Below are 11,122 nucleotides of genomic sequence, written 5' to 3' on the forward strand. Positions count from 1 at the left end.
CGCGGCCCCGGCGAGGCCCCCCACGGCGGCCCCCGCCCGCAGCGCCCGCGCTCCCCGCCAGCTTCCAGACCCGGTCGGCGAGGTACCAGGACGCGGTGGTCAGCGCCCCCGCTTCCACCCACCGGTACAGCTCGTGGAGCCGCTCGGCCGGCTCTCCCCAGTCGCCGAGCGGAAAGGCCCGCCCCGTCAGATCGCCGGGCTCCGGCCCCCGGGGCGAGCGACCCGCGGGCCCGGCCGCACCCGGTCCCCGCGTACCGGGCCCCCGCGCACCGAAGCCTTGCGGGCCCGGCCCGTGCGCGCCGGGCCCGCGCCCACCCGGCCCGTGCCCCCCGGGCCCCGAACCGTCGCCCCGACCGTCCTGGGCCGACCCTTCGGGCTGCATGTCCGGCTGGCTCACCCGACGCTCCCTAATCGTGACGTTGCGTGACGGTAACGTGGTGCGAGGTGCTGACGCACCACACCCTTCGCCGTTCCCTTACTACCTCCCAATGGGTGGCGACAGCCCCGCTTTCAGGTCTTCTCCGCTCGGACGGGGGCCCTGATCAGGTATAGGCCAACCCGTCCTCTCACTCGAAAGAGTGCTGAAGCGACGGCCCGGTAGACCACGTAGGCTCGTGCCAAGGCGGAAACCCCGCCGGAAAGCCGTACCCGAACGCACTACTCACAGCCGTACTCACAGCCGTACGAACCAGGAGCTGATCGTGATTCCCGGTGGTGGCCAGCCCAATATGCAGCAGCTGCTGCAGCAGGCCCAGAAGATGCAGCAGGACCTCGCGAACGCCCAGGAGGAGCTGGCGCGGACGGAGGTCGACGGTCAGGCGGGCGGTGGCCTGGTGAAGGCGACGGTGACGGGCTCCGGCGAACTGCGCGCCCTGGTCATCGACCCGAAGGCCGTCGACCCCGAGGACACCGAGACCCTCGCCGATCTGATCGTCGCGGCGGTCCAGGCGGCCAACGAGAACGCCCAGACGCTCCAGCAGCAGAAGCTCGGCCCGCTGGCCCAGGGTCTCGGCGGCGGCGGCAGCAGCGGCATCCCCGGCCTGCCGTTCTAAGTCGGTCCGGCGGTCCCTTCTAAGAAGGCGGACCGCCAACTACCGTACGTACGAAGAGAACAGGCGGGACCATGGCACGTACCGGGTGAGCTGCGGAACGAGCTGTGGAACGTACTGAACGACGAGTTGAACGACAAGCAGAAGAACAAACACAAGAACAACCACAAGAACGAGCAGGAAGACAGGAAGGCAATCCGTGTACGAAGGCGTGGTCCAGGACCTCATCGACGAGCTGGGGCGGCTGCCCGGCGTCGGTCCCAAGAGCGCGCAGCGGATCGCCTTCCACATCCTCCAGGCGGAGCCGACGGACGTGCGCCGTCTCGCGCAGTGCCTCATGGAGGTCAAGGCGAAGGTCCGCTTCTGTGCCACCTGCGGGAACGTGGCGCAGGAGGAGCTGTGCAACATCTGCCGCGACCCGCGCCGCGACCTCTCGGTCATCTGTGTGGTCGAGGAGCCGAAGGACGTGGTCGCGGTCGAGCGGACGCGTGAGTTCCGGGGCAAGTACCACGTGCTCGGCGGCGCGATCAGCCCGATCGAGGGCGTGGGCCCGGACGACCTGCGGATAAGGGAGCTGCTGGCGCGGCTCGCCGACGGCGTGGTCACGGAGCTGATCCTGGCCACCGACCCGAACCTGGAAGGCGAGGCCACGGCCACCTACCTCGCCCGCATGATCAAGCCCATGGGGCTCAGGGTCACCCGCCTCGCCAGCGGACTGCCGGTGGGCGGCGACCTCGAATACGCCGACGAGGTCACCCTGGGGCGCGCCTTCGAGGGAAGGCGGCTGCTGGATGTCTGAACGACTGGTTGATGTACGTGATGTACGTGATGTGCGGAACGAAGTTCTGTGGAACTTCCCGACCGGGTTGACGAACTTGTTGGTGAACTTCTCGACGGAGTTCTTGAGGAAGGCCGGCTTCTAGATGTCTGACGCCACGCTGCACGCGACCGCTCCGGACCCCGACGACTTCGCGGTCCAGATCGCGGATCAGGTCGAGAGCTTCCTCGTCGCCGTGACCGAGGTCTCAAGAGGCGACGAGCCGGACTCGGCCGTCCCCTTCCTGCTCCTGGAGGTCTCCCAGCTCCTGCTGGCCGGCGGCCGGCTGGGCGCGCACGAGGACATCCTTCCCGACGAGCGCTACGAGCCGGACCTGGGCCCCGAACCCGACGTCGACGGGCTGCGCGAACGGCTCGCCGAGATGCTCGACCCGGTCGACGTCTACTCCGAGGTCTTCGACCCGTACGAGCCGCGCAAGCCCCCGGTCCCGGCCCGGATCTCGGACGACCTGGCCGATGTCATGACGGACCTGCGCCACGGCATGGCCCACTACCGGGCGGGCCGCACCACCGAGGCCATGTGGTGGTGGCAGTTCTCCTACTTCTCCAACTGGGGCTCCACGGCCTCGGCCACCCTGCGCGCCCTCCAGTCCCTGGTGGCCCACGTCCGCCTGAACCAGCCCCTCGACGAGTTGGACGGCCTGGACACGGACCAGGACCTCAGCGAGGACGCCCTCGCGGAGGAGGCCGGCCGTGTGATGGCGGAGGAGATCGGAGCTCCCCTGGGCCTGCGAGAGGCCAAGTAGCGCCCAGCCGCGGGCACGTCGGCGTTCCGGTGTGTCCGCCCACCGGGAGGTGTGACGCGGCGCACTTTGCGAGTGAGGTGAGTCCGGGCAGGGCAGATGCGGTCCTGGAGCGGTCGAGGGCGCCGGACGACAGGAGTCCGGTGGGCCCGGGTCCCCGGTGATCAGCCAGTGAGCGGGACGTCTCACGATGCGATATCACCGGGGTGGGATTCGGCCGCTCGTTAGACTGAGTCGACCGCAGCCGCGCGGTACGAGACGGACTGAGCGAGGAGCGCACGTGGGCCTTGTCGTGCAGAAGTACGGAGGTTCCTCCGTAGCCGATGCCGAGGGCATCAAGCGCGTCGCCAAGCGAATCGTCGACGCCAAGAAGAACGGCAACCAGGTGGTTGTCGTGGTGTCGGCGATGGGTGACACGACGGACGAGCTGATCGATCTCGCCGAGCAGGTATCCCCGATCCCTGCCGGGCGCGAGTTCGACATGCTGCTGACCGCGGGAGAGCGGATCTCCATGGCCCTGCTGGCGATGGCGATCGCGAACCTGGGCCACGAGGCCCAGAGCTTCACCGGCAGCCAGGCGGGTGTGATCACAGACTCCGTCCACAACAAGGCGCGCATCATCGATGTCACGCCGGGCCGCATCAGGACGGCGCTGGACGAGGGCAACATCGCGATCGTCGCCGGGTTCCAGGGCGTGAGCCAGGACAAGAAGGACATCACCACGCTGGGGCGCGGCGGGTCCGACACCACGGCCGTCGCCCTCGCCGCCGCCCTCGACGCCGAGGTCTGCGAGATCTACACGGACGTCGACGGTGTGTTCACCGCCGACCCGCGGGTGGTGAAGAAGGCCCGGAAGATGGACTGGATCTCTTCCGAGGACATGCTGGAGCTCGCCGCCTCGGGCTCCAAGGTGCTGCTGCACCGCTGCGTCGAGTACGCACGCCGTTACAACATCCCGATCCACGTCCGCTCGTCCTTCTCGGGACTGCCGGGCACCTGGGTCAGCAACGAGAATCCGCAAGGGGACGCGCAGGTGGAGCACGCCATCATCTCCGGAGTCGCGCACGACATCTCCGAAGCCAAGATCACGGTCGTCGGCGTCCCGGACAAGCCGGGCGAGGCCGCGGTGATCTTCCGCACCATCGCGAACGCCGAAGTCAACATCGACATGATCGTGCAGAACGTGTCCGCGGCCTCCACGGGCCTCACGGACATCTCCTTCACGCTCCCCAAGTCCGAGGGCCACAAGGCCATCGACGCCCTGAAGAAGGCGAAGGACGCGATCGGCTTCGACTCGCTGCGCTACGACGACCAGATCGGCAAGATCTCCCTGGTCGGCGCGGGGATGAAGACGAACCCGGGCGTCACCGCCTCGTTCTTCCAGGCGCTGTCCGACGCGGGCGTCAACATCGAGCTGATCTCGACCTCCGAGATCCGCATCTCGGTCGTGACCCGCCAGGACGACGTCAACGAGGCCGTGCGCGCCGTGCACACCGCCTTCGGGCTCGACTCCGACAGCGACGAGGCCGTCGTCTACGGAGGCACCGGACGATGACCGTCCCGCCGTACGGAGGCCCCGTACGGAGGCGTACGACGAAGACCGGGCAGTCGGCACTCACGGCGAAGACCGGGCGGCCGGCGCTCGCGGTCGTGGGCGCGACCGGAGCCGTCGGCACGGTCATGCTCCAGATCCTGTCCCAGCACGCGGACATCTGGGGCGAGATTCGCCTCGTCGCCTCGCCGCGCTCGGCCGGCCGCAAGCTGTCCGTGCGCGGGGAGCAGGTCGAGGTGGTGGCCCTGACGGAGGAGGCCTTCGACGGGATCGACGTCGCCATGTTCGACGTACCCGACGAGGTGGCCGAGCGCTGGGCGCCGGTGGCGGCGGCCAAGGGGGCCGTCGTGGTCGACAACTCCGGCGCGTTCCGGATGGACCCGGAGGTGCCGCTCGTGGTGCCCGAGGTCAATCCGCACGCCGCCCGCGTCCGGCCGCGCGGCATCGTCGCCAACCCCAACTGCACGACGCTGTCCATGATCGTGGCGCTGGGCGCGCTGCACGCCGAGTTCGGGCTGCGCGAGCTGGTGGTGTCCTCGTACCAGGCGGTGAGCGGCGCCGGACAGCGTGGCGTCGACACCCTGCGGCAGCAGCTGAAGCTCGTCGCCGGTACGGAACTGGGGACGACCCCCGGCGACGTACGGCGGGCCGTGGGGGACAACACCGGGCCGTTCCCGGAGCCGGTGGCGCTCAACGTGGTGCCGTGGGCCGGGAGCCTGCGCGAGGACGGCTGGTCCTCGGAGGAGATGAAGGTGCGGGACGAGTCCCGCAAGATCCTCGGGCTCCCGAACCTGCCGGTCGCCGTCACCTGCGTACGGGTGCCGGTCGTCACCACGCACTCGCTGACCGTCCACGCCCGCTTCCAGGGCGAGGTGACGGTGAACAGGGCGCGCGAGATCCTCGCCACGGCGCCCGGCGTCGTGCTCTTCGACAACCCGGCGGCGGGGGAGTTCCCGACGCCGGCCGACGTGGTCGGTACGGACCCCACCTGGGTGGGGCGGGTGCGGCGGACGCTCGACGACCCGACGGCGCTGGAGCTCTTCGTCTGCGGGGACAACCTGCGCAAGGGCGCCGCGCTGAACACGGCACAGATCGCGGAACTGGTGGCGGCGGAGCTGTGACGGTTCGCTTCGGGCGCGTGCCTGGGCGGTTCTGGTGGGGACAGGGTCGGGTTCTGGTTGGGCTCTGGCTGGGTTCTGGTTGGGTCCTGGTCAGGTCCAGACCGGAAAACCTGTGGTTGTAAGCTGAATCCTTTGTAGGATCTGTGTGACTTCTGTGGTCCGGCCGTCGTCGAGGGGCGAAGCTGTGGTCCGGACCACTTGCAACCCGAAGCCTCTGGCGTTCGAAGATTTCCCTCCCCGCTCTCCGCAACCACGCGGTGGGTGGGGAGCGTCTTTGCGGTCGCCCTGCAGGGGTGACCGGACGCCACGTTCATATGGGGCATAGGGGATGAGCTTTTACGTATGAGGACATTTAGCGCACTGTCTGGCATGCAGTCCGACGTAAAAGCCGACGTAAAAGTGATGCCCGTCGCGTACAACCCCGACGGGGGTCCGCGTGTCCAACTGGCGTGGCTGAGGTACTCGAATTCTCTCCGGTTCTCGGGTCCGCCCGACCGGGCGCACTCCCATCGACGCACGGCACGGCCCTGCGTCCGCCCCGCCGACCCCGAACGTCCGGTGCGTCCGGCGGCATGCCGGTGATCGCCCCCATGCCCGCAGCGCGGTCGACCCGCATCCCGCATCAGCGCGAAGGCGCTGACGAGGCCTTGGCGGCCGGCACGACCGTCGACCATCTCACCGAGACCTACCGTGCCCACTACAGATCGCTCCTCGGTCTCGCGGCACTCCTCCTCGATGACACCGCGTCCTGCGAGGACGTCGTCCAGGAGGCCTTCATCCGGGTGCACTCGGCGCGCAAGCGCGTGCGTGACCCGCAGAAGACACTCGCCTACCTGCGCCAGACCGTCGTCAACCTCTCGCGTTCCGCACTGCGGCGTCGCATCCTCGGCCTGAAGCTCCTCTCCAAGCCGATGCCCGACATGGCGAGCGCGGAGGAGGGCGCGTACGACCTGCTGGAGCGCGACGCCCTGATCAAGGCGATGAAGGGACTCCAGCGGCGCCAGCGCGAGGTCCTGGTCCTGCGGTATTTCTCGGACATGACCGAGGCGCAGGTCGCCGAGACCCTCGGCATCTCGCTGGGCTCGGTGAAGGCGTACGGCTCGCGCGGCATCGCGGCGCTGCGCGTCGTCATGGAGGCGTCGGCATGAGCGGGCACGACGAGCGAGCACGCAACGAGGAACCCGGTCGCCTCGGCGACGCCGACGAGCATGAGCAGCACGCTGGGAACGGAACTGTGAATCACGGCCCCCTCTCGGAGAACTCGGGCCCGCAAGAGCCGGGCCACTCGGACCCGGAAGGCCACCTGCCGGGTTCGTCCTCGGCCGACCCGTCAGCCGATCCGTCGGCCGACCCGTCGGCCACCTCCTCGGACGACCCGCAGGACGGCAGTGGGGCGGCCGGGAGCGCGCCGGCCAAGACCGCGTTCGGCGACGCGGCGGCCGATGCGTCGGGCGATGCCTCGGGTGACTCCGGTACGGAGTCCTCGGGTACGGGATCCTCGGGTACGAAGCCTGCGGGTACGAAGCCCGTGGGTTCGGGAGCTTCGGGTGCCGACGGGACCGGGACCGGGACCGGCTTCGGGACCGGTTCCGACGACGACGACGTGCTGGACGTGTTCGGCTCCGACGAGCTGGGCCTGCGGCGGCTGCTGCACCAGGCCGTGGAGGAGATCGAGCCGACCGACGGCACGCTGGACCACCTGCGGCGCGCGGTACCGGCCAGGCGGGCGCGCAAGCGCCAGGCCCTGGTGGGCGCGGCAGCCGCCGCGCTCTTCATCGGCACGGCCGTCCCGGCCCTCCTGCACGTCTCGAACGCCACGGGCTCCGACGCCGACCCGTCCATGGCGGGCGCCGCCTCGGCGACCCGGGGCGGCGCGAACGAGGGCAAGGAAGCCTCCGCGGGCAGCGGCTCGGGCGATTCCGCCGGCTCGACCAAGGGCTCCGGCAAGGGCGGCAAGAAGGACGGGTCCGGCAAGGGCAAGGGAGGCGCCGGCAGTACCGCGGGCGCCGAGCCGTCCGCCTCCTCCGCGAGCGCGCCCACCTGCACATCGGCGCAACTCATCGCCGCCAATGGAGGTGCGACAGCCCCCGACGGCACCGGCGCGGTCTACGGCACCTTCACGATCACCAACGTCTCGACCGCCACCTGTACGGTCGTCGGCGGCGGCTCCGTGTCCCCGGCCGCGCTGGGCGCCGCGGACCAGTCCAAGCTCAGTACGCTTCTGCACGTGGCGGGCGACCCGGCCGCCGGGCTGCCCGACCCGTCCACGTACGCCTCCTCCCTCGTGCTGCGACCGGGCGGGGCGTACGCCGTGAAGTTCGCCTGGGTGCCTTCGGAGACCTGTCCGACCAGTGGCGGCAACGGCGGCGAGGACCCCTCGCCCGACCCGACCCCCACGTCCAACCCCAGCGGCGGTACGTCGGACGGCACCATCGGCGAAAGCGCGCAGCTCATGAGGGCCGACGGAACGGTCGACGGAAGCGTCAACGTGTCCTACGCGGCCGAAGGCGGCGCACCGACGACTGCGACGGCCGTGTCCAACGCGTGTGCCGGGACGGTCTACCGCACCGGGCTGCTGTCCGGAGCCTGACGACAACGGGCCCGAGCCACCACCGCTCGGGCCGCGGTCACCCGGACCACGACTCAGGCCGTAGGAGAGGACGACACCTTCGCGCTGCCGGTGTCGCTGTCCTCCCGGGAGGCCTCGCGGGAGGCTTCACCCTCTGCGGGAGCAGGAGTGGGACCGGGATCGGGATCGGGAGTCTCCTCCGTGAGACCCAGCTCCGCGTCCTGCGCGAACTCCACCTCGCGCCGCATCAGCCGGAACCACATGAAGACCACGAAGCCCGCGAAGACGAACCACTCACCGGTGTAGCCCAGATTCTGGAAGGCCTTCAGGTCCAGGCCCGTGTCCGAGGGAGCCGTGGCGGGCACGGCCTTCATCCCAGGGTCGGCCTCGGCGAGCGTGATCCACGCGTCGTACAGCTTGTACGGCACGAGGTTCACCAGTGACGCCGAACTGATCGCCCCCGTCTGCCCGGCGGGGAACCCCCCGGCTGCGGGCACCCCGTTCGACCCGGGTGACTCCGACGCCTGGAGCGCGCCGGTCACGGTGACCTCGCCGGCCGGAGCCGCCGGGGCCTTCGTGGTGCCGGCGTCACCGGGGAGCCAGCCCCGGACCACCGGCAGGGCCCTGCCGTCGTCGGTACGGAGCATCGTCAGGACGTAGAAGCCGCTCTTGTCGTCCAGCTCCCGGTCCGGCACGAGCAACTGCTTCCCGTACCGGCCCGTCGCCGTGGCCTGCATGCCCGACGTCTTCTTGTCCACCGGCAGCAGCCGGGCGAGTGGCCGGGGTGCCTGGGTCTTGGCAGCCGTGGCCTGCTCGCCGGCGTCGCGGTGGTCCTGGACCCGGTCCTCGAACCGGCTCAACTGCCACGACCCCATGAACACGCAGAAGGGGATGGCCAACAGTATGAAGACGTTGATCCCCCACCAGCGGGGCGTCAGCAGGAACCGGTACACAACCTCAAAGGTACGGGGCCTCGCGGTGAGCGCGGTCGAGGGGGTGCCTCAGCCGGCCCCGCCCGCCTACCTACCCGTTCCCCCGCCCGCCCGCAAGGATCCCGGGTATCACGTGCCCAGGTGCCGCTCCGCGAAGTCCAGTTCCAGCCGGACCTGTTTGATCCGCTCGTCGACGACCAGCGAACCGTGCCCCGCGTCGTAGCGGTACACCTCGTGGTCCAGGTCGCGCGCGGCCAGCCGGGTCACGTAGTTGTCGATCTGGCGGATCGGGCAGCGCGGGTCGTTGACCCCCGCGGAGATGTAGACCGGCGCCTTCACCGCGTCGACGTACGTCAGCGGGGACGATGCCTCGAAGCGCTCCGGAACCTCCTCCGGAGTGCCGCCGAGCAGCGTGCGGTCCATCGCCTTGAGGGCCTCCATCTCGTCGTGGTAGGCCGTCACGTAGTCCGCGACCGGTACCGCGGCGATGCCGAGCGCCCACGCCTCGGGCTGCGTACCCAGACCGAGCAGGGTGAGGTAGCCGCCCCACGAGCCGCCGGTCAGGATCAGCCGGTCCGGATCGGCGGAGCCGGACGAGACCGCCCACTCCCGGACCGCCGCGATGTCCTCCAGCTCGATCAGGCCGACCCGGTGCTTGAGGGCGTCCGTCCACTCACGTCCGTACCCGGTGGAACCCCGGTAGTTGACCCGGACCACCATGTACCCGTGGTCCACCCAGGCCGCCGGGCCCGCCGCGAACGAGTCGCTGTCGTGCCAGGTCGGGCCGCCGTGGATGTCGAAGACGGTCGGCAGCGGACCCGTCGCTCCGGCCGGCCGCTGCACGAGCGCGTGGATACGGCCGCCCGGACCCGTCACCCACACGTCCTCGACGGCCACCGACTCCGGCGCCTTCATGCCGGGGGGATCCAGGACGATCTCGCCGGACGTCGAGCGGACCACCGGGGCCTCGGCCGACGACGACCACAGGTACTCCACGCTGCCGTCCGGGCGGGCCGTCGCCCCGGACACCGTGCCCTTCGGCGTCCGCACCCGCTCCAGCCCGCGGGTGGCCAGGTCGAACCGCCACAGCTCGCTGCGCGCCTCGAAGCTGTTGACGACGAGCAGGGCGGAGCCGTCCGGATACCACTCGGCGCTCAGGTCGCCGGCCAACTGCGCGGTCAGCTCCAGGTCGGTCTCCTCGCCGGACGCCACGTCCCACACCATCGGCTCCCAGCGCCCGCGCCGCTGGTGCCCGACGAGCAGCCGCGTGTCCTCGCCGACCGGTGCGAAGCCCAGCACCTCCAGGCCCCGCTCGACGGTGCCGCCCTTGGTGTCGTCGAGCTCGGCCACCGCCGAACCGTCCATCCGCAGCACCCGCAGCGCGGAGTGCATCGCGTCGCCGTGCTCGGTGTGCTCGATCGCGATCAGCGATCCGTCGTACGAGAGGTCGCCCACGCCGGCCGACTCCCGGTGCCGGTAGACCTCGACGGGGTCCTCACCGGTCCGGCTGACGTAGATCGTCGAACCGTCCTCGTCGGTGGACCGGCCGACGATCGCCGTCCGCCCGTCCCGGCCGAGCGCGAGCCCCGCGGGATAGGAGGCGTCGAGCCCGGGAGCCGCGGGCTCGTCGGCAACGGCCGCACCGCCGTCGGTGCCGGACCCGGTGCCCGACCCGGTATCGGAACCGGTGCCGGAACCGGTGCCGGAGCCGGCGAAGGGCTGTCGTCTCCAGATCCCGAACTCGTCGCCGTCCTTGTCGTCGAACCACCAGATCCACTCGCCGTCGGGCGAAAGCACGCCGTCCGTCGTCCCGTTGGGCCGGTCCGTCACCTGGCGCTGGGCGCCCGTCTCACGGTCCCACGCGTACAACTCGTACGTCCCTGTCGCGTTCGACACGAACAGGGACCGGTGCGGGGCGTCCTCCGCCCAGTCCGGCAAGGACACCCGCGGCGCCCGGAAGCGCTTCTCCCAGTCGGGCATGGTTCCCTCGGGCGGGATGGCCCCGTTGCTCTCAGTCATGGCCCCATAGTGCACGCACAGGACGACATCGTGCAGACGGGGTCCTCAGCCTGTGGAAAACTCCGCGCGGGGTCGCCGTCCCAGCAGCTCGGCGAGGCCGCGCCGGGTGGCGGCGATGACGACACGGTCCCCCGGGCCGAGGACGTAATCGGTCGGCAGATCCCAGACCAGACCGGAGGGCCGTCCGGGAGACGGTGGTCGTCCGGGAGTCGAGGGCCGACCGGGAGACGAGGGCCGACCGGGAGCCGAGGCGGTGCGATCGCGGTCGCGGTCGCGGTCCGGAGTGGAGGGGGCCGGGGG

At 70.5% G+C, this 11,122-nt stretch carries 9 protein-coding genes and 2 pseudogenes; 7 read left to right on the forward strand and 4 right to left on the reverse strand.

The window, feature by feature from the left end:
* Window positions 1-382 (reverse strand): annotated as a pseudogene (locus tag AOK01_RS46685) (SLATT domain-containing protein); the annotation flags it as partial.
* Between the two features lie 319 nt (window positions 383-701).
* Here AOK01_RS46685 and AOK01_RS33070 point away from each other — a divergent pair.
* From AOK01_RS33070 to AOK01_RS33100, 7 genes are all read left to right on the forward strand, one after another.
* Window positions 702-1,052 (forward strand): YbaB/EbfC family nucleoid-associated protein, encoded by a 351-nt coding sequence (locus AOK01_RS33070; RefSeq protein WP_079103968.1) that lies wholly within the window; start codon window positions 702-704, stop codon window positions 1,050-1,052.
* 196 nt (window positions 1,053-1,248) lie between these two features.
* Window positions 1,249-1,848, forward strand: coding sequence for a recombination mediator RecR (gene recR / locus AOK01_RS33075; RefSeq protein WP_055518210.1), 600 nt, complete (start codon window positions 1,249-1,251; stop codon window positions 1,846-1,848).
* Window positions 1,849-1,972: 124 nt separating this feature from the next.
* Window positions 1,973-2,632 carry a DUF5063 domain-containing protein gene (locus tag AOK01_RS33080; RefSeq protein WP_055518211.1) on the forward strand — a complete coding sequence of 220 codons (660 nt, stop codon included), beginning with the start codon at window positions 1,973-1,975 and terminating at the stop codon, window positions 2,630-2,632.
* A 277-nt stretch (window positions 2,633-2,909) separates the two neighbouring features.
* Window positions 2,910-4,184, forward strand: a complete 1,275-nt coding sequence (locus tag AOK01_RS33085; RefSeq protein ID WP_055518213.1) for an aspartate kinase — start codon at window positions 2,910-2,912, stop codon at window positions 4,182-4,184.
* Complete coding sequence (locus AOK01_RS33090; protein WP_281181468.1) at window positions 4,181-5,302, forward strand: aspartate-semialdehyde dehydrogenase; 1,122 nt, start codon at window positions 4,181-4,183, stop codon at window positions 5,300-5,302. The genes AOK01_RS33085 and AOK01_RS33090 overlap by 4 nt, the downstream gene beginning before the upstream one ends.
* Window positions 5,303-5,874: 572 nt before the next feature.
* Window positions 5,875-6,450, forward strand: coding sequence for a SigE family RNA polymerase sigma factor (locus tag AOK01_RS33095; protein WP_055518214.1), 576 nt, complete (start codon window positions 5,875-5,877; stop codon window positions 6,448-6,450).
* Window positions 6,447-7,892 (forward strand): hypothetical protein, encoded by a 1,446-nt coding sequence (locus AOK01_RS33100; RefSeq protein WP_245702525.1) that lies wholly within the window; start codon window positions 6,447-6,449, stop codon window positions 7,890-7,892. Before AOK01_RS33095 ends, AOK01_RS33100 begins: the two co-directional genes overlap by 4 nt.
* Window positions 7,893-7,945: 53 nt before the next feature.
* On the opposite strand, the gene AOK01_RS33105 is transcribed toward AOK01_RS33100, so the two are convergent.
* From AOK01_RS33105 to AOK01_RS44505, 3 genes and pseudogenes are all read right to left on the reverse strand, one after another.
* Entirely contained in the window at window positions 7,946-8,824 is an 879-nt protein-coding gene (locus tag AOK01_RS33105; protein ID WP_055518216.1) for an SURF1 family protein, read from the reverse strand.
* A gap of 108 nt (window positions 8,825-8,932) precedes the next feature.
* Window positions 8,933-10,822: a S9 family peptidase gene (locus AOK01_RS33110; RefSeq protein WP_055518218.1), complete on the reverse strand. Its 1,890-nt coding sequence runs from the start codon at window positions 10,820-10,822 to the stop codon at window positions 8,933-8,935.
* Between the two features lie 45 nt (window positions 10,823-10,867).
* Window positions 10,868-11,122 (reverse strand): annotated as a pseudogene (locus tag AOK01_RS44505) (hypothetical protein); the annotation flags it as partial.

Source organism: Streptomyces aurantiacus, from assembly GCF_001418335.1.
Taxonomy (GTDB): Bacteria; Actinomycetota; Actinomycetes; order Streptomycetales; family Streptomycetaceae; genus Streptomyces; species Streptomyces aurantiacus.